Origin of the sequence: Kitasatospora sp. NPDC017646 (assembly GCF_044329365.1) — a bacterium.
In the GTDB taxonomy this organism is placed as follows: domain Bacteria; phylum Actinomycetota; class Actinomycetes; order Streptomycetales; family Streptomycetaceae; genus Kitasatospora.
This window is the reverse complement of record NZ_JBIRJC010000077.1, coordinates 1-17,357: the sequence shown is the minus strand read 5'-3', so window position 1 is coordinate 17,357 and position 17,357 is coordinate 1. Positions and strand designations below refer to the sequence as shown.

At 70.8% G+C, this 17,357-nt stretch carries 16 protein-coding genes and 4 pseudogenes; 16 read left to right on the top strand and 4 right to left on the bottom strand.

The window, feature by feature from the left end; all coding sequences use genetic code 11:
• Positions 1-556: pseudogene (locus ACH4J0_RS41350) on the top strand (DDE-type integrase/transposase/recombinase); the annotation flags it as partial.
• A gap of 19 nt (positions 557-575) precedes the next feature.
• Here the strand turns inward: ACH4J0_RS41350 and ACH4J0_RS41345 are convergent.
• Positions 576-980, bottom strand: a pseudogene (locus ACH4J0_RS41345) (IS982 family transposase); the annotation flags it as partial.
• Positions 981-1,251: 271 nt separating this feature from the next.
• Here ACH4J0_RS41345 and ACH4J0_RS41340 point away from each other — a divergent pair.
• Positions 1,252-2,014: pseudogene (locus tag ACH4J0_RS41340) on the top strand (DDE-type integrase/transposase/recombinase); the annotation flags it as partial.
• 68 nt (positions 2,015-2,082) lie between these two features.
• On the opposite strand, the gene ACH4J0_RS41335 reads toward ACH4J0_RS41340, so the two are convergent.
• Positions 2,083-2,697, bottom strand: a complete 615-nt coding sequence (locus tag ACH4J0_RS41335) for a TetR-like C-terminal domain-containing protein (protein WP_396246358.1) — start codon at positions 2,695-2,697, stop codon at positions 2,083-2,085.
• 103 nt (positions 2,698-2,800) lie between these two features.
• On the opposite strand from ACH4J0_RS41335, the gene ACH4J0_RS41330 reads away from it, so the two are divergent.
• The 3 genes from ACH4J0_RS41330 to ACH4J0_RS41320 all read left to right on the top strand — a co-directional run bounded on the left by ACH4J0_RS41330 (position 2,801) and on the right by ACH4J0_RS41320 (position 7,010).
• A complete protein-coding gene (locus tag ACH4J0_RS41330) occupies positions 2,801-4,333 on the top strand; it encodes an FAD-dependent oxidoreductase (RefSeq protein WP_396246357.1) in 1,533 nt (510 codons plus the stop codon).
• Positions 4,334-4,614: 281 nt separating this feature from the next.
• Positions 4,615-5,867 (top strand): IS3 family transposase gene (locus ACH4J0_RS41325; protein WP_396246356.1). Its coding sequence is split into 2 segments (ribosomal slippage): positions 4,615-4,897 and positions 4,897-5,867, totalling 1,254 coding nucleotides; the frame shifts between segments, so codons are not numbered across the junction.
• Between the two features lie 1,017 nt (positions 5,868-6,884).
• Positions 6,885-7,010 (top strand): hypothetical protein, encoded by a 126-nt coding sequence (locus tag ACH4J0_RS41320; protein ID WP_396246355.1) that lies wholly within the window; start codon positions 6,885-6,887, stop codon positions 7,008-7,010.
• 7 nt (positions 7,011-7,017) lie between these two features.
• Here ACH4J0_RS41320 and ACH4J0_RS41315 read toward each other — a convergent pair whose 3' ends face one another.
• Positions 7,018-7,956: an alpha/beta fold hydrolase gene (locus tag ACH4J0_RS41315; RefSeq protein ID WP_396246354.1), complete on the bottom strand. Its 939-nt coding sequence runs from the start codon at positions 7,954-7,956 to the stop codon at positions 7,018-7,020.
• Positions 7,957-8,085: 129 nt separating this feature from the next.
• Here ACH4J0_RS41315 and ACH4J0_RS41310 point away from each other — a divergent pair, with 129 nt between their 5' ends.
• On the top strand, positions 8,086-8,907 hold the full coding sequence (locus ACH4J0_RS41310) for a helix-turn-helix domain-containing protein (RefSeq protein WP_396246353.1): 822 nt from the start codon (positions 8,086-8,088) through the stop codon (positions 8,905-8,907).
• A gap of 16 nt (positions 8,908-8,923) precedes the next feature.
• Here the strand turns inward: ACH4J0_RS41310 and ACH4J0_RS41305 are convergent, their stop codons facing one another.
• Positions 8,924-9,229 carry a LuxR C-terminal-related transcriptional regulator gene (locus tag ACH4J0_RS41305; protein WP_396246352.1) on the bottom strand — a complete coding sequence of 102 codons (306 nt, stop codon included), beginning with the start codon at positions 9,227-9,229 and terminating at the stop codon, positions 8,924-8,926.
• Positions 9,230-9,257: 28 nt separating this feature from the next.
• On the opposite strand from ACH4J0_RS41305, the gene ACH4J0_RS41300 reads away from it, so the two are divergent.
• From ACH4J0_RS41300 to ACH4J0_RS41255, 10 genes and pseudogenes are all read left to right on the top strand, one after another.
• Positions 9,258-10,091 carry a hypothetical protein gene (locus ACH4J0_RS41300; protein ID WP_396246351.1) on the top strand — a complete coding sequence of 278 codons (834 nt, stop codon included), beginning with the start codon at positions 9,258-9,260 and terminating at the stop codon, positions 10,089-10,091.
• Between the two features lie 458 nt (positions 10,092-10,549).
• The gene (locus tag ACH4J0_RS41295; protein ID WP_396246350.1) at positions 10,550-11,158 is read left to right on the top strand and encodes an RNA polymerase sigma factor; all 609 of its coding nucleotides are present in this window, start codon (positions 10,550-10,552) and stop codon (positions 11,156-11,158) included.
• Positions 11,155-11,883 carry a hypothetical protein gene (locus ACH4J0_RS41290; protein WP_396246349.1) on the top strand — a complete coding sequence of 243 codons (729 nt, stop codon included), beginning with the start codon at positions 11,155-11,157 and terminating at the stop codon, positions 11,881-11,883. Before ACH4J0_RS41295 ends, ACH4J0_RS41290 begins: the two co-directional genes overlap by 4 nt.
• Positions 11,884-11,988: 105 nt before the next feature.
• Positions 11,989-12,153 (top strand): hypothetical protein, encoded by a 165-nt coding sequence (locus ACH4J0_RS41285; RefSeq protein WP_396246348.1) that lies wholly within the window; start codon positions 11,989-11,991, stop codon positions 12,151-12,153.
• Between the two features lie 98 nt (positions 12,154-12,251).
• The gene (locus tag ACH4J0_RS41280; protein ID WP_396246347.1) at positions 12,252-12,797 is read left to right on the top strand and encodes a GNAT family N-acetyltransferase; all 546 of its coding nucleotides are present in this window, start codon (positions 12,252-12,254) and stop codon (positions 12,795-12,797) included.
• Between the two features lie 763 nt (positions 12,798-13,560).
• Positions 13,561-14,256: a DedA family protein gene (locus tag ACH4J0_RS41275; RefSeq protein ID WP_046386424.1), complete on the top strand. Its 696-nt coding sequence runs from the start codon at positions 13,561-13,563 to the stop codon at positions 14,254-14,256.
• Positions 14,253-15,338, top strand: coding sequence for a sensor histidine kinase (locus tag ACH4J0_RS41270; RefSeq protein ID WP_396246346.1), 1,086 nt, complete (start codon positions 14,253-14,255; stop codon positions 15,336-15,338). The genes ACH4J0_RS41275 and ACH4J0_RS41270 overlap by 4 nt, the downstream gene beginning before the upstream one ends.
• Positions 15,338-15,859: a response regulator gene (locus ACH4J0_RS41265; protein WP_396246360.1), complete on the top strand. Its 522-nt coding sequence runs from the start codon at positions 15,338-15,340 to the stop codon at positions 15,857-15,859. Before ACH4J0_RS41270 ends, ACH4J0_RS41265 begins: the two co-directional genes overlap by 1 nt.
• 134 nt (positions 15,860-15,993) lie before the next feature.
• A pseudogene (locus tag ACH4J0_RS41260) lies at positions 15,994-16,203 on the top strand (transposase); the annotation flags it as partial.
• Between the two features lie 697 nt (positions 16,204-16,900).
• The coding region (locus ACH4J0_RS41255; RefSeq protein ID WP_396246359.1) for a transposase family protein at positions 16,901-17,357 on the top strand (457 nt) is incomplete at its 3' end.

Genomic DNA, 17,357 nt, shown 5'->3' with positions numbered 1-17,357 from the left:
CCCAGGCGAGTTGGTGCACGTGGACATCAAGAAGCTCGGCAACATCCCCGACGGCGGCGGCCACCACGTCCTCGGCCGAGCGGCCGGCCGCAAGAACCGCTCCCGGGCCGGCTACAGCCACCTGCACAACGCCGTCGACGACCACTCCCGCCTCGCCTACAGCGAGATCCTGACCGACGAGCGCAAGGAGACCGCCACCGCCTTCTGGACCCGCGCCCAGGCGTTCTTCGCCCAGGCCGGCATCACCGTCCAGCGCGTCCTGACCGACAACGGCTCCTGCTACCGCTCCCGGCTCTGGCGCGATGCCCACGCAGCAGAGGGCATCGCGCACAAACGCACCCGCCCCTACCGGCCCCAGACCAATGGCAAGGTCGGGCGCTTCAACCGGACCCTGCTCGACGAATGGGCCTACGCCCGCCCCTACCGCACCGAACAGGAACGACGCGACGCCTACCCTGGCTGACTCCACGCCTACAATCACCACCGCGGACACACCGCACTCGCAGGCAAGCCACCCGCCAGCCGCGTCCCCAACCTCACGGGTCAGAACACCTAGACGAGTGTGTCCGATGTGATCAGTGATCGAATGCGATCAGTGAGCGGGTAATCGGTGCGCCGGTCCTGTTGTTGTGCCAGATTCCGGCGGCCAGCGCGAGGATGCGCTGGGCGACCCGGATCGCGACGCCCTCGAAGGTCCGTCCGCCGTGTTGTTCAAGGTCGAGCTGTCCTTTGAGGGTGTCGTTGACCGACTCGATCGGCTGGCGGACCTTCTTGAGCATCGGCTCCCCGTACCGCTTCTTCTCGCGCTTGAGCGAGGGCCGCAGCAGCTCGATGCCGAGCTCGGCGAGGTCCTTCTCGAACGGTTTCGAGGCGAAGCCCTTGTCCGAGGCGAGCAGGATGCCCTCGCGTCGGGCGACCAGCTCCGCGTCGACCTCGAGCATCGCGGCCAGGACCTCGCGCTCGCCGATCTTCGGGTTGGCCCAGTGCGGCGCTGTCACGTTGGCCGACCGGGTGAGATGATTTTCCGATCGATCACGGTGGAGGGGATCGTTCGTGGAGAGCACGTCGCCGTCGTACAGCGGTCACCGGTACCCGGTCGAGGTCATCTCCCACTGCGTGTGGCTGTACTTCCGGTTCCCGCTGTCGTTCCGCGAGGTGGAGGAGCTGATACTCCAGCGCGGTGTCGTCGTCTCCTACGAGACGGTCCGGCGGTGGTGCCTGAAGTTCGGGCAGACCTACGCCGATGCGCTGCGCCGCAGGCAGCCCCGGACCGGGGACAAGTGGCATCTGGACGAGGTCTTCATCAAGGTCAACGGCGAGAGGAAGTACCTGTGGCGGGCCGTTCCGAACTATGCACGTGAGCCCGTACTGCGCTCTGCAGATGAACTCGTACCCCGACACCAGGCCCAGGCGCGCGACCCGAAGCACCTGCGTCCGTGGGTCGTCCTGGTCGACGGCGCGCCCGTCAACGGCTCGACCTGATCGCAGCAGAGATCGACCGACGCGGCGTCAAGGTCCACGTGCTGCTGGACTTCGTGCACGTGGCCGAGTACGTCTGGGCCGCCGCCCGCGCCTTCCACAAGCCCGGCACCACCGAGGCCGAGGCATGGGCGGCCGACCATCTGACCGCGATCCTCGCGGGCCACGCCGCCCGCGCCGCCGAGATGACCGCCCAGGCGGACCGGGAACACCTGTCGGCCGCCCGGCGAGAGGCCGTCGACGCCTGCCACCGCTACCTGACCGGCCACCTCGACCAGCTCCGATACGACACGGCACTCGAAAACGGCTGACCGATCGCCACCGGCGCCATCGAGGGCGCCTGCCGCCACCTGATCGCCGGCCGCCTCGACATCACCGGCGCCACTGGGGCCTGCACGGAGCGGAAGCCGTCCTACGACTGCGCGCCCTCGTCTCCAACGGCGACCTCGACCCTTACTGGCGCTTCCATGCCGCCCGCGAGCACGAACGTCTCTACCCCGCGCCTGACCAGCACAACTACACCCTCACCGTCTGATCGCGGCCGTCACTCGAAACAAACCGCACCCAACCCAGATTGGACGGGACAGCCGCGGGCTCCCGGGGTCAGGTTCTGCTTGCGGGTTGAGCGGGTCGGACGAGGGGCAGGAAGATCGTGTCGACGATCTCTTCGATGTTGTCGTCCGGCATGGCCTGGAAGGTCATGAAGGCGTGGTGGCGCAGGAGGTCCACCGGCAGGGACCGGATTTGTGGAGTCAGCCGGTCGGGGTCGAGCTCGCCGCGCTCGGCGGCTGCCGCGAGGATCTGCTCGAGCACTGGGTCCTGCCCCTTGAGGAGGACGTCGCGCAGCTCGGACAGGGTTTCGCCGGTCTCCTGGTAGTAGCCGCCGAGTTGAACGCCCAGGACCGCCGCGAAGTCCAGACGGGAGCTGTTGACCTCGCGCAGGAAGGCGATGAGGTCGCCGCGCAGGCTTCCGGTGTCCGGCATCGGGGTGGGTCGGGCCATGCTGGCGTGCGTGATGGTGGCGCGCAGCAGGTCGTTGCGGGTCGCCCAGCGGCGGGCGATGACCGGTCGGCTGGTGGCTGCCCGGCTGGCCACGGCTTCGAGGGTGAAGCCGGCGTAGCCGTGTTCACGCAGGACCGCCCACGCTGCGGTGAGCAGTGCCTCCTCCAACTCCTTGCCGCGTCGCCGCTGGGCTGACTGGTTCTCTTTAGGATGCACTTGCGCATCTTATCAGCCGTGCGTAGCCTCATCCTCGGAAGATGCGGAACCGCATCTAAGGAGTCGTCCGGTGCCCTGCATCGGCACTTTGGGGAGGCACGACATGAACGAGCACGACGTGTTCCAGACCGATGTCCTCATCGTCGGAGCGGGTCCGGTGGGCCTCACGCTGGCTTGTGACCTTGCTCGGCGAGGCGTCGCCTGTCGGATCGTCGAGCGGGACGCGACCGCTAGCCGCGCGTCCAAGGCCAAGACGATCCAGCCCCGCTCCCTGGAGGTGCTCGATGACCTCGGCGCCGTCGAGCATGTCGTGCGCCACGGCATCGCCGATCTGCCGCTGCGGTTCCACGACTCGTCCGGCGGCATCGTCGACGGGTCCTCGATCACGGTCCGCGCCAGGGACTCCTTCCGGACCCCCTACCCCGACCCGCTCTGGATCGGCCAGTTCGACGTCGAGCACGCGCTGCGCGAACGACTGCGCCAGCTGGGCGGTTCGGTGGAGCACCAGGTCGAGGCGGTCGACCTCGTGCAGGACCAGGACGGGGTCACCGCCACCCTGCGCACGCCGGAGGGCGACCGCACAGTGCGGGCACGCTACGTCGTGGCAACCGACGGCGGCAAGAGCACGGTCCGCGGGCTGCTCGGCCTCCACCTGGAGGGCGAGACCCGCGAGGCGGAGCGCTGGTACATCGGCGATGTCACCGTCAACGGCCTGGCCCGCGACCACATGCACGTCTGGACGTCCGACGACGGGATGCTCGTCCTCACGCCGCTGCCCCACAGCGACCTGTGGCAGTTGCAAGCCCCCGTCCCGTCAGGCACGGAACCGGGCACCCCGACACGTGAGCTCTACCAGCGACTGCTGGACGAGCGAAACGCCGGCATCACACTGACGAGCGCCGTCTGGCTCTCGGTCTACCGCGTCAACATCCGCATGCTGACCGACTACCGCCGGGGACGGGTCCTGTTCGCGGGTGACGCCGCACACGTGCACACACCCGCCGGCGGGCAGGGCATGAACACCGGTATCCAGGACGCCTACAACCTCGGCTGGAAGCTGGGCGCGGTCATCCGCGGCGCATCCCCCGACCTGCTGGACACCTACTCCGCCGAACGGGCGCCCGTCGCGCGGACCGTGCTCGCGCTGAGCACCCGGAAGCTGGACCGGACGACCCCGCACATCGGCGGCGACTCCGCGATGCTGGGCGCAGCCTTCAGTGAGCTGGCCGACGACGCCGTGACGACCGGCCTCGGCATCCGCTACGGCAGCCGCTCCGACGATCCCACCGAGGGACCGGTCGCCGGAGACCGGGCGCCGAACGCCACCGGCCTGCGCGGCCCCGGGTTCACCGGCGACCTGTTCGACCTCACCCGTGGCCCGCACTGGACCCTGATCGCCTTCGAGAACGACGACCCGGCCCTCACCGACCGCACCGATCCCGCCACCGTGCACGTGCACCGGATCAACACCGACGACGGGATTGTCGACGGCCACGGCGAGTTCCAGCGGGCGTACACGCCGCGCCGGGGCGAGCTCGTCCTCATCCGCCCGGACGGCCACATCGCCGCACGCCTCCCCCACGACCGGACGGCCGGCCTCTTCGGCGCCCTTCCCTTCGCCGCACCGGTTCGTTGAGCAACCCGGCGCCTTTCTGCCCACTCGGCACAAGCATCTCGGCATACGTGCTGCCTCCCGAGTTGCTGTCGAAACGATGCCCTGCGACGTGAACAGAGCCAGTACGCGGTCCAAACCAGGTTCACAGGCCCAACTCCGGCGATGCCCTGCCCGGTCGGCGCTCAACTCGCCAAGTGAAGCGCTCAGTCACAAATAGGGCCAGTCCCGGCCGCCGAAAAGGCGGCCGGGACTGAACCGCCCTGGGTTCAGTGGAGACTCGATTTCGTGTAAGGATTCGAGTCATGGCACGTCCTTCCTCCTACCCGCCTGAACTGCGCCGTCGTGCGGTGCGCATGGTTGCCGAGGTCCTCGGTGACTACCCGAACGAGTCGGCGGCACCGCGGGCCGTCGCGGAGAAACTGGGCATCGGCTCCGCCGAGACCCTGCGTAACTGGGTGCGACGCGACCAGGTCGACTCCGGGCAGCGCCCGGGCACGACCACGGAGGAGTCCGCGCAGACCAAGGCGATGAAGAAGGAGATCGCCGAACTCAAGCGCGCCAACGAGATCCTCAAGGCCGCGGCGAGTTTCTTCGCGGCCGAGCTCGACCGGCCACACCAGCGCTCGTAGCGTTCATCGACGAGCACCGGGGTCGCTTCGGCGGCGTCGAGCCGATCTGCCGCGTGCTCACCGAGCACGGCTGCAGCATCGCCCCCTCCACCTACTACGCCCACCACCAACGCGTGGCCTCGCCCTCCGCCCGCACCGCGCGCGACCAGGAACTCAAGAAGCTGATCAAGGACGTTCACGACGCCAATTACCGTGTCTACGGGGCGCGGAAGATCTGGAGGGAGCTGGGCCGGCAAGGCCAAACGGTGGCCCGCTGCACCGTCGAACGCCTCATGCGTGAACTCGGCATCACCGGTGCTGTCCGCGGCAAGAAGGTCATCACCACCATCGCGGACCCGGGCGCCGAACGCGCCCCGGACCTGGTCGACCGCGACTTCGTCGCCGGCGCGCCGAACCGCTACTGGGTCGCCGACTTCACGCACATCGCCACCTGGGCCGGAGTCGTCTACGTCGCCTTCGTCGTGGACACCTTCTCCCGGCGCATCGTCGGCTGGTCGGCCGCGACCTCCAAGGAGACCCGGCTTGTGCTGGATGCGCTGGACATGGCGTTGTGGCAGCGCGACCGTGACGGATTCCCCCATCAACGAGGCGAGTTGATACATCACTCGGACGCCGGGTCGCAGTACACGAGTTTCCGGCTCGCCGAACACCTGAACGCCGCCGGCATCGCAGCCTCGATCGGATCCGTCGGCGACGCCTACGACAACGCCCTCATGGAGTCCACGATCGGCCTGTTCAAGACCGAGCTGATCAAGCCCCGGCGGCCCTGGCGCACCCTCTCGCAGGTCGAACTCGCCACCGCCGAGTGGGTCGACTGGTACAACCACCGCCGGCTTCACGGTGAGATAGGCCACGTTCCGCCAGTCGAGTACGAGACCCATTACTACCTCACCACCACAAAACCGCAGGTCACAACCACAACCTGAGATCTCTATCGAACCCGGGGCGGTTCATCGACGCCTGCCTCGCCACCACTGGCCTGATCATGGACGGCTGACCATCCTCAGACCGACATCACGCATTCAAGTTCAGTAGGGGTGGGGTGTCGGTGGTGGAGAATTGACGGGTCGTCTTCTGAGGGTTTCCTGGATTGTTTTCCAGGTGTTTCCGCCGGGGTTTCTGCCGGTTTTTCCGGCCTAACGTGTTCCGCGTTACGGGCAATGGGGTGCGATGCGCACCGGGTGGTGATCTTGTCTGGGCGCGTGTCGGCGGTCCTGTCCGGGGCGGCCGGTCAGTGTCCTGCCCGCCGCCGTCCGCGCCGCTTGTGGACGCCCTGCTCGGCGTCTTCCCGGCGGGGCCTGGTCGGCGTCATGCTCGCCGCGTCCTGGTCGCGGGCCGCCCGCTGGTCCGGGTCTGTCCTGCTCGGTGTAGTGCTGCTCGCTGCCGTCCGGGCCGGTCTGGGGCGAGGCCTTGGCCGCCGTCCGTGGACGTGCTGCTCGTCGCCGTCTGGCCTGGCCGCGTGGGGCGGGTCCGTTCCAGAAATCTGGAACGCGGGGGTGAGGATCCCGGGCCGCCTGGCTGTCGGCCGGCCAACCGGTCTGCCAGGACCGTCCACCCCGGTGGTCCCGGCTGTGCTGGTCGTCGTCCTGGGTCCGGTCCGCCGGCTTTTCGCCGCCGCTGCTCGGGGTTGGGCCGATGTCGCCTGGGGGGTGGCTCGCGCGAGTCATCGTGCTGACGTCCGCGCCGCCGCCCATCCGGGCGGCCGCGGGTCCTGGCCGGCGGTGCGGGTCGCTTGGGTCGCTGCGCCTGGTCGACGTCGTCGGGTTAGAGCCGGGTAGCGGCTGGTCCGCGGGGCCGTTTCGCCGGCGTGTTGGCCTGTCCCGGCGTCCGGTGGATGGCCGTCAGGCCGGCGTCCAGGAGGCGGGTGCGCCACCCTTGGGAGAGGTCTTGGGGGGCTGTGTCCCGCCGTGTCTTGCCCGCGCTGCGCCGCCTCGGTGACGGGCTTGTGCCTGTCTTGTGGGCCCTGCGGGCCTGTTCCCCGGCACTACGGCACGATCGAGGAGCACCTGCGGGCGTACGGGCTGGACGCGGCGTCCCTGCGGGAGCGGATCGCCGCGCAGCTGTGGTGACCGGCGCTCAGTTGCGGGGTTGGGCGGCGAAGTCGTGCAGGAGGGTGCCGGTGGTGTCGGGGGCCTCGAACATCGGGGTGTGGCCGACGCCGTCGAGCATCTCGATCCGGGCGTGCGGGACGCGGCGGTAGTCCTGGAAGCTGGACGGCTGCCAGCGGTGGTCCCGGGAGCCGAAGATCACCAGGGCGGGCAGGCCGAGCGGGGCGAGCCGGTCGGGGATGGGCCGCTCCTTCACGTACGCGCTGGACGCCGCGTCGGTCTCGGTGAGGCTGCGGTAGGTCATGCCCCGGACATCGGCGATGATCTGCTCGGGGATCTGCACCTTGCGGGTGAACGCGCTGCTCAGCGCGGAGCGGATCGTGCTGTCGGTGCGCAGCCGCCACAGGACCTGGCCCACCACGGGCGTGGTGACGAGTTGGCTGACGATGCTGTCGCCGCCGATGTACGCGTCGAGCCGGGGGCCGACGTCGATCAGGGCGATCGCCGCGACCAGGTCGCGGCGCTGTTCGGCCAGCGAGGTGGCGACGGCGCCGCCGGTGGAGTGCCCGACGACGGTCGCGTGGCGCACCCCGAGCCGGTCCAGCACGGCCGCGACCCGGCGCGCCTGGTCCGCCATGCCGTAGCCGTCGGCCGGTTTGGCCGATTTGCCGTGGCCGAGCAGGTCCACCCGCACCACGTGCAGGTCACGCAAGCGCGGCATGACCGGGTCCCACCAGGTGGTCGAGCCGCCGAGGCCGTGGATGAGCACCAGGGCGGGTGCGTCCGGCGGCCCGTCCTGGACGACGTGCATGTCCCCGCCGGGCAGCCGCACGATCTGCTCGCCGGAGGCCTGCGCGGTCGCGGTGAGTACCGAGACGGTGTTGACGGTGAGCAGGATGCCCAGCAGGGCGAAGGCCAGCACGGCGATCCGCAGCCGCCGCCGTCGGCGTGGGGTGGTGGTGTTCATCGTTCCTCCTGGCTTGGCTCCGTTTCGGCTGCTCTCACTCTGGCCTCGGCCGGTGCGCGGCGGATTGGAGAAATGTCGTGCCCCGCAAGCCGGTTGAATCGGCGGCCCGGCTGCTCGTAGGGTCGAGACGTGCAAGCTGACGCCACCGCTGCCTGGGAGATCGCGCGGCCGCCCAGGGTGCCCGCGCTGCCCGGGGCCGACATGGCCGGGTTCCGCGTCCCGGGTGGCAGCCCGGTCGAGCTGCGGACCATCCCGCACCCGGCCGTCACGGTGGCCGTTGAGTTCGGTGACCGGCCGTTGGAGGTTCGCGGCCTGCGGTCGGGGAGCGTGGCCGTCGGGCTCGGCTTCAGCCCGTTCGAGGTGCGCGCCGAGGGTGTCGAGTGCCTGCAGATCCGGCTGTCCCCGCTCCTCGCGCGCCCCGTACTCGGGCTTCCGCTAACGGAGTTGAGCGGGAGCGTGCTCGCCCTGGACGATCTGTGGGGCAGCGCCGCACCGCGCCTGCGCGAGCAACTGCACCACGCGCGGAGCTGGCCGGAGCGGTTCGCGCTGATCGAGGCGGAGCTGCGCACCCGGCTCGGGGAGGGCCGGGCCGTCGACCCCGAGGTGTCGTCGGTCTGGCACGGGATCGTCGCCAGCCAGGGCCGGGCCCGGGTCGGCGAGCTCGCCGCCGAGGTCGGCTGGAGCCGCCAGCGCACCTGGTCGCGCTTCGGCGCGCAGATCGGTCTGACGCCCAAACGGGCCGCCATGCTGGTCCGTTTCGACCACGCCGTGCACCGCCTGGCGTACGGCCACCCGCCCGCACGGGTGGCCGCCGACGGCGGCTACGCCGACCAGTCCCACCTCCACCACGAGATCCGCACGTTCAGCGGCAGCACCCCGGCCACCGCCGCGAACGAGCCGTGGCTGGCCGCCGACGCCCGGGCTTGGCCGGCCCGGGAGCGGCTGGGCTGACCGGCGGGCCGCAGGGCTACAGCCGTTGCGGTTCGAGCAGCCCGGCGCGGGTGGCGTTGACTCCGGCCTGGAAGCGGCTGTGGGCTTCGAGGGCGGTGAGCAGGTCGGCGATGTGGCCACGGCAGGCGCGGGCGGACAGGCCGGTCCGCTTGGCGATGACCTCGTCCTTGAGGCCGTTGGCCATCAGGGCGAGGATGGTGGTCTTGATCTCGGTGGCTGCCGTGTGGGCGGCGAGGGGGCCGGTCTGGTACGGCGTGGCGAGGTGCCAGGACTGCTCGAAGGAAGCACACAGGTAGGACAGGATCGACGGCTCGCGGACCACGATCGCGCCGAACGGAGACCTGAAGTGGGTGGTCGTCGAACTCGTCGAACGCCTTGCGGACAAGGGCGAGGATGTCGTCTGTGGAGGCCATCCGCCGAATGTAGCCCGCACGTCGGACGGAGGGTACAGAGTTGCGTGGGGTGGGGTTGGGCTCGTGTTCGGGGGTGTGGGTCGGTTCCGCCGGTGTCGTTGGGAGACCAGCCCGGCCGCCCGTCTCGCCCGGGTCGAGGCCGCGTCCCGACCGGTCCTGTCCGCGCTGGAACGGCTGCTGCCGGACGGCCGGCTGCCGAAAGGCGTCGTGGTCGAGGTTCTGGACGCCGGTCAGCTCCTGGCGATGGCGGCGGGGCCGGCCGCCGCGTCCGACCTGCTGTGGACCGCGATCATCGGCTGGCCCGACGCAGGGCTCGCCGCGGCCCGGGCCTATGGCCTGCCCTGGGAACGCACCCTGCTGGCCGACGACCCCGGCGACCACTGGACAGAGGTGGCCTCCGTCCTCGCCGACGCCTGCGGCACGATCATCCTGCGCCCCACGACACCGGCCGTCCCGCGCCAGCTTGCCCGCCTCGAACAGCGCCTGCGGACCACCGGCGCCACCTTGCTCACCCCGACCCCCTGGCCCGGGACCACCGAACTGCGCCTGACCGTGAGCGACGCGGCCTGGAGCGGACTCGGCGACGGGTACGGTGCTCTCGAGTCCCGAACCGTCACCGCCCGATGTACGGGACGCGGCCGCGCGGCTCGGCCGCGGGAGGCGCTTCTGCAACTTCCCGACGAGTACGGCGGCGTGAGTACGGCTGTGGCTGTTCCGGCTGTGGCGCGCCCCGGTGGTGGGAAGAGCGTTGCCGTGGCCGCCGCTGGTTGATGGCGTGTCGTCTCGGCCGAACAGACTGTCAGCCGTACACGGAGCGGGTGAGCGGTGCGGACAGGCAGTCCGCACACGAAAGCAGTGACCCTAGTCACATTCGTTACCTGCTGTGACGATGCTGCTACTCACAAGTAGCGTACCGGGGCCCGGCCAGAGCGGGTGGCACCGGCCCGGCGACGCGTCCCGCTGTCACACTGCGTTTCCATTCGCGATCTTTCCGTGAAAACTCTCTAGGCCATATGCGTGAGCCGGGGGGCTCGTTTGCCAGTCTGAAGGTAAGCCACAAGGTGGCTTCGGCGTGCAGAACATGACGCCGCCGTACCCGACCGAAAGAACGAGATGGGCACCCTCTGCGAAACGGCTGCGCCCCTCCAGCCGGTCCGCACCAACGCCCGACCGCGACCGGTACGCACCTCGGCGGCCGCCACCGCGCACGCGAGTTCGGAAGTGCCCCGGTGAACGACGACACCTTCGCGGGCAGTGAGAGCGGTCCCGCCGTGCACGAGCCCGTCGACCTCCCGCTGGACTTCGAGGCCTACTTCCTGGCCAAGCAGCGAACGTTCCGTCGCTACGCCGCCGAGATGATCGGAGACGCCTCAGTCGGCGACAAGGTCGCACACGAGGTGTTCACCTACCTCGCCCACAACTGGGCCCAGGCCCTCGCCGCCCCGGACTTCGAGCAACACACCTGGGGGATCCTGGCCGGCGCCGTCATGTACCGGGTCCACTGGCTCCAGCGGGAGAAAGACCTGGCCGCCCGCCTCCGGGCAGCACGCCGCAAGCTGCAGGAGATGCACGAGACCCTCTCCCGGATAGACGGCGGCGCCGGACTCTACACCGCCCTCGCTGAACTACCGACCCGCCAACGCGAGGCATTCGTCCTGCACACCACCATGGGCTACACCGCCGAGTACAGCGCCGAAATCATGGGAATCCACCCCCGCACCGTCGACTACCACCACCGCCGCGCGATCGCGGCCCTCGAACGACTGCTCACCGCCCGACATGTCCTGCGCCGCACCGCCGCCGTACCCGGGCCCCGCCGCGAAGGAGCCGACCGATGAAGCCCGAGAAGAACCTCGACAACCTCCTCGACACCACCAACGACAGCTACGGCGACGAGCCCGACGACTTCGACGTACCCGCCGCGCTGCGCCGCATCTCGGCCGACGTCGCACGGATCCGCCGTGGCCAACAGCCTGCCCCCGGCTGGTGGGCCGAGCAGGACCGCGCGCGGACCTGCCTGGAGACGATGGTCGCGGCGGAGATCAACACCAGCCGTCTCGCCCGGATCATCGTGCTCGTCGATCTGCTCGACGGGCACCGCGACCCGAGCGACCAGCGTGTGGAGGACCTGGTCCAGGAGATCGAGGGATTCCGGCTGTTCGGCTGCCTGCTGCACTACACCGGACATCCCGTCAGCGCGGAGTTCTGGTGGAAGATCGGGGCTGGCGCCGGCGACCACATCTCTGCCTGGTGCCTGTACCTGCACCACCTCGGCCGCGGGGAGATCCGTGAGGCCCGGCTGTGGTTCGAACAGGCCGTGAGCGTCGACGAGAACCTGGGGCTCGGCGTCCCCGCGCCGGCCGTGCCGGAGATGGCCGACTACTTCCGCATCGCTCCGATCGCCATGGACGCCCGCATCGCCAAGCCCTCCGCGCAGTCCGGCGCCCTGGCCAACGAGGTCGACCGCCTGGTGATGCACACCGGCGATGACACCGACGGCCTGGTTCCCCATCCCGACCGCCGTCTGGCCGACCGCGTGGAGGAATTCGCGGGCCTGCGCTGACCCAGATGGACCGCCGGCACCATGGCCGGCCGCCCACCAACCCCGTCTGCGGTACCCGCGGGCCGGGAACCGCCCTCTTCCATGACCCCAGACAAGAGGCCCCCGATGTCCACTGTGCTCCAGCACGCCGCCCTCATCACCGCGGCCAGCACCGCCTGGTACGCCCTCGCCGTCACCACCGCCGCGGTCACCGCCGTGGTCGCGCGCAGCGACGCCCGCCGCCGCGACGCCCGGGAGGTTCTCAAGGTTCTGGTTCGCCGCAACCGCTGACCTTCGTGGGCTCGGCCCCTACGCCGCCGAAGTCAGCCGACGCACCACGACGTCCTGACTCCGCGGAGGATGTCAGACCCCTCTGGCATCCTCCGCCCATGCCGAACGACTCCGCCCTTCGCCTGGTCCAGATAGCCAACCCGCACGACATCGCTCCTGAACTGCGGAAAGAGTTGATCGACTGCTGGATCGCGGTCACCAACGCCGGCGGCGCCGCGGGATTCCCGTTCCCTCCGGTCGGCCAGGACGACGTCGTGCCGGTCGCGGACAAGCTCCTCAGCCGTCTCGACCCGCAGCAGAGCCGACTCCTCACCGCCCAGGTCGACGGCGTCCTTGCCGGATGGGTCATCCTCAACCGCGATCCCTACCGGCTCGTCGGGCACTGGGGCACCATCCACCACCTCCAGACCCACCCCGCTTTCCGCGGCCGCGGCATCGGATCCGCTCTCGTCCACGAGCTTCGGAAGATCGCCCGCGACGAGCTTGGCCTTGAACAGCTCCATCTGGCAGCCCGGGGCGGCGAGGGCCTGGAGGACTTCTACGGGCGGCTCGGATGGCGTGAGATCGGTCGCTGGCCTGAAGCCCTCCGGCTCGCGCCCCACGACACCCGCGACGAGGTCCTCATGATCCTCGCCCCACTCTGACCTCAACCCGGTTCCCGCGATCAGCCCTCGGATGCGGTGCCAGGGCTCCGTGAGGTGCTCGCCGACACGCGCCCGGCCTGCCCTCCACGCGCCCGGGCTGCTTGCGGGTCCGTCCTGCTCGGTGCCGGGCTGCTCGCCACCGTTCCGACCGGCTTGGGCGAGGCCTTGGCCGCCGTCCGGTTCCGGGCCTTTGCTCGCCTCGGCGGCCCGCTACTTGGTCCTCGGTGTCCGGTCTGGGCGCGTGGGGCGGTTCGTTCCAGAAATCTGGAACGTGGGGGTGAGGCCCCCCGGGCCGCCGGTCGTCCTGGCCGCGCTGGTCGATGTCCTGGGTTCGCCCGCCGGCCTTTCGCCGCCTGCTGCTCGCGGCTGCGTCGACGTCGCCCGGGGATGGCTCGCGCGAGTCATCATGCTGACGTCCGGGCGGCCGGGGGTCCTCGCCGGCTGTGCGGGTCGCTTGGGTCGCTGCTCCTGGTCGTGGTCGTCGGCCAGGAGGCGGCCGTCCTCGTGTCCTGCTCGGCGTTCGCCTCGCCGCCGTCCATGCGCCGTCCGGGTCCCGCCGCCGTCCTCTGACAGCGGCGCGTCCGGCGTGGCAGTCCTCGCAGTCGAGGCGTCGGCGGATGCTGGGACGATCGGCCTGTCGTCCTGCACGCCGACCTCGCCGATAGCCCCGCCCCCGAGCCCACGGTGTCCTGCGGAAAACCGCAGGACGGCCGGGTGGACGACCGCATGGCGGGCCGCACACCCGCTGCCTAGCGTGAACCGCATGATCGCAACGCCGCCCCAAGCCCCGCTGCTCGCCGCCGCCTTCACCGTCTCGGACACCAACACCGCCGAGCCCGCCGGCGGCATCGCCGGATGGGCCGTCGACACCATGGACGCCCTCGGCGCCGCCGGCGCCGGGCTGACCAACCTCGTCGACACCGTCCTGCCGTTCGTCCCCAGCGAGATCGTCCTGCCCGTGGCCGGATTCGCCGCAGGCCAGGGCCGATTGAACCTGGCGGCCGTCATCGTCTGGACCACGGTCGGCTCCGTCGCCGGATCCTGGATCGTCTACGCCGCTGGCGCCCTCCTGGGCCGCGAGCGCACCCGCGCCCTCGCCGCCCGCATCCCCCTCGTAAGCGCGCACGAGATCGACCGTGCCGAGGCGTGGTTCGCCCGCCGCGGGCGCACCGCCGTGCTGCTTGCCCGCATGGTGCCGGTGGTGCGCAGCCTCATCTCGATCCCCGCCGGGATCCAGCGCATGCCCTTCGCCGCCTTCACAGCCCTGACCGCCCTGGGCAGCCTGATCTGGAACACCGCCTTCGTCCTGCTGGGATACTGGCTCGGCGACAACTGGCAGATGGTGGAGGAGTACGGGGGATGGGTGTCCAAGGCGGTCGTGGCGCTCGCACTCCTGGCCGCCGCCCGGTGGTTCGCGGTACGCCTGCGCCGCCGCCCGGGCGCTCGGCACCGGGCGTGAGGGCCGCCCGCGCCGCGGCCGGCATCGCCCTGGGCGCCCTCACAGCGCTCGCTACCCCCGCCCTCCTGGCCGCGGCCGCCCTCACCCGCTGCGCCCGCCTGCCGCTGCGCCTGGCCGCACTGGAGCAGCGGCGCGTGTCCGCCCTGCTCGGCGGCCCCGAGCCTGCCCCCGAGGGCGTCGAAGCTCGCCGGGCCGCCGCCTACCTGTGGTGCCGCGTGCCCGTGGGCCTGGCCGGCGGCGGCGCACTGTTCCTGCTCGCGGCGGGCGCCTGGACGGCCGCCTCCGGTCTGGCGCGCTGGCTGGCCGGGCACGACGCCGACGGGATGGGCCCCAGCTGGCCCGTCGCCGGATACCTGCTCACCGCCGGACTGCTGCTGCTCTTCCTCGACCTGGCCGGGCTGGCCGCCGTCGCCGATCTGGAGCGGCGCCTGGCCCACCGCTTCCTCGGCCCCGACGAACTGGCCCTGATGCGCCGCCGGATCGACGAACTCGCCGCCTCTCGCTCGGGGATCGTCGAGGCCGTGGACGCCGAGCGACGCCGCATCGAACGTGACCTGCACGACGGGCTGCAGCAGCGCCTCATCGTCGTGGCGATGCTCCTGGGCCGCGGACGCCGCAAGAACTCCGAGGAGCTCTACCGCCAGGCGCAGGCCGAGGCGGAACAGGCCCTGGAGGAACTGCGGCAAGTCGCCTGGCGGGCCTACCCCGCCTCGCTGGACCAGCTGGGACTGCGCGAGGCCCTGGCCGTGGACGCCGAACGCTCGCCCATCCCCGTGCACATCAGCGGCGATATGGCCCGGCGCCCCGCCCCCGCCGTCGAGACCGCCGCCTACTTCGCGGTGCGCGAGGCCCTCACCAACGCGGCCAAGCACGCCGGCGCCACCCGGATCGAGGTGGCGATCGGCCAGGACACCAGCCTGGTACGGGTGTCGGTGCACGACGACGGACGCGGCGGCGCCGACCCCACCGGCCCCGGACTGTCCGGCCTGCAACGCCGCATCGCCGCCCTCGACGGACGCCTGCGCGTGGACAGCCCGCCCGGCGGCCCCACCCACGTCGTCGCGGAGCTGCCGTGCGCCTGATGATCGCCGAGGACTCCGCCCTGCTGCGCGTGGGCCTGGAGCGCCTGCTGCTCGACGAGGGCCACGAGGTCAGCGCCGCGGTCGGCGACGCCGACGCCCTGCTGGCCGCGGTCGCCGCCGGGCCCCCCGACGTCGTTGTCATCGACGTGCGGATGCCGCCGAGCCACACCGACGAAGGCCTGCGGGCCGCGCTGCGGCTGCGCCACGAGCACCCGGCCGTGGGGGTACTGGTGCTGTCCCAGCACGTCGAACAGCGCTACGCCGCCGAACTGCTGGCCGCCGACACCCGCGGCGTGGGGTACCTGCTGAAGGACCGGGTCGCCCGGGTGGAGGAGTTCCTGTCCGCGCTGGAGCGGGTGCACGGCGGCGACACGGTCTTCGACCCGGAGGTGGTGCGCCGCCTGCTGGCCCGCACCCGCGACTTCAGCGTCAACAACACCGCCAAGGTCCTGTGCGGCAATGTCCAGACCGCCAACGCCACCGTCTACATCATCGACACCGTCTTGATGCCCGCCTCCTGACGGACATCGGGACGTGCCGGGGCCCCACCGCGGCAGCGGGCCCCGGCCACCACCGACTTAGGGCCTGTGTGATGTCGTGATCAATAATGCGGTTTCGTGCTTGCCCGAAAGCGGGATCCGGTAGGAAGTTGTGTGTGACACGTAGGCAACTCACCGACGAGCAGCGGACGTTCATCGAGCCGTACTTGCCAATCGGCGAGTACGGCCCGTACCCGCAGAGGCTGCGGGATCAGTTCGAGGGAGTGATCTGGCGGTTCCGCTCCGGCGCCCAGTGGCGGGAGATGCCCTCCGAGTTCGGTCCCTGGCCGACCGTCTACGGTCGTTTCCGGGTCTGGAGGGGGGCGCGGCCACCCCTCCCAAGGCCTCCCTCAAGGCCTCTCTCAGGGCCTCTCCCAAGGGCGGCGCACCGGCCTCCTGGACGGCGGGCCTGACAGCCACCCACACCCGGCTCACACCCGGGACAGCCGGGATCGGCCATGACGGGCCACTGTCGGTCCCGGACGGCCTGGACGGCGCCGCCGACGGCGGCGAGGACGACGAGGACGGCGCCCGGACGGCGGCCGGGGCCGGGCGCCACTCGATGACACGCGCGAGGGACCCGACCGATCGCGCCGACCGGACTGGGACAGCACGGCTACGCGTTCCAGCAGAGCGCGGAGGTGGTCCTGGATCGTGTCCCTGCTGGGTGATCGTGCCGTCCTGGCGAGGTCGGGCCAATCCCCCGGACTGGATCGGTCGCCGCGCGAGGGCCCGTCGCCGGTTCTCACGCCCGGGACGGCTGCGCCCACGCGCGGCGACCGGCGACGACAGGCGGGCTCAGACGAGCTTGTGAACCCGCATGTATGCGCCCTTGCTGCGCGCCGTCGGGCCGCCGTCGTGCGGCCTGACAGGATCAGAACCCGCGTGTGTCACACGCCGTTACCCGTGACGCCCACCACCCCACACCCAAATTCTTTTGGCTCTGTCCCGTAATCGGTGGTAACTAGGGGTGACCGGCGTCGTTGGCATGGTGTGCGAGATGTCAACGAGCTTGTGAGTGTGGTGTTTTCAGGGTTGTCGGCGCTGGTGGTCGAGGGCGTGACGGGCGAGTGTGGCGTGATCCGGGTGACCGCGCGGACCCGGGAGGATCCAGTGCCGTGCCCCTTGTGCGGTACGCCGACAGGGCGGGTGCACGGCTTCCACCATCGGATGGTGGCGGACGTGCCGGTGGACGGCCGGCGGGTCGTCGTCTCGGCGAGGCTGCGGCGGCTGGTGTGCCCTGTGCTCACCTGCCCGAGGCAGACGTTCCGCGAGCAGGTTCCCGGCGTCGTGGAGCATTACCAGCGCCGCACGCGCCGTCTCGCCGACCAGCTTGGATCGGTGGTGAAGGAGTTATCGGGCCGAGCGGGTGCCCGCTTTATCCCCAGCTGTCCGGAGAACCTGCGCGACAAGGACACCGCCCTGCTGGGGGAACTCACCAAGGCTTGCCCCGAGATGACCGAACTTGCCTGCCTGACCG

Coding starts and splice junctions, on each gene's coding strand:
- ACH4J0_RS41285 (WP_396246348.1), top strand. CDS start 11,989: ATGTCCACTGTGCTCCAGCACGCCGCCCTCATCACCGCGGCCAGCACC.
- ACH4J0_RS41275 (WP_046386424.1), top strand. CDS start 13,561: ATGATCGCAACGCCGCCCCAAGCCCCGCTGCTCGCCGCCGCCTTCACC.
- ACH4J0_RS41290 (WP_396246349.1), top strand. CDS start 11,155: ATGAAGCCCGAGAAGAACCTCGACAACCTCCTCGACACCACCAACGAC.
- ACH4J0_RS41265 (WP_396246360.1), top strand. CDS start 15,338: ATGATCGCCGAGGACTCCGCCCTGCTGCGCGTGGGCCTGGAGCGCCTG.
- ACH4J0_RS41330 (WP_396246357.1), top strand. CDS start 2,801: ATGAACGAGCACGACGTGTTCCAGACCGATGTCCTCATCGTCGGAGCG.
- ACH4J0_RS41315 (WP_396246354.1), bottom strand. CDS start 7,956: ATGAACACCACCACCCCACGCCGACGGCGGCGGCTGCGGATCGCCGTG.
- ACH4J0_RS41280 (WP_396246347.1), top strand. CDS start 12,252: ATGCCGAACGACTCCGCCCTTCGCCTGGTCCAGATAGCCAACCCGCAC.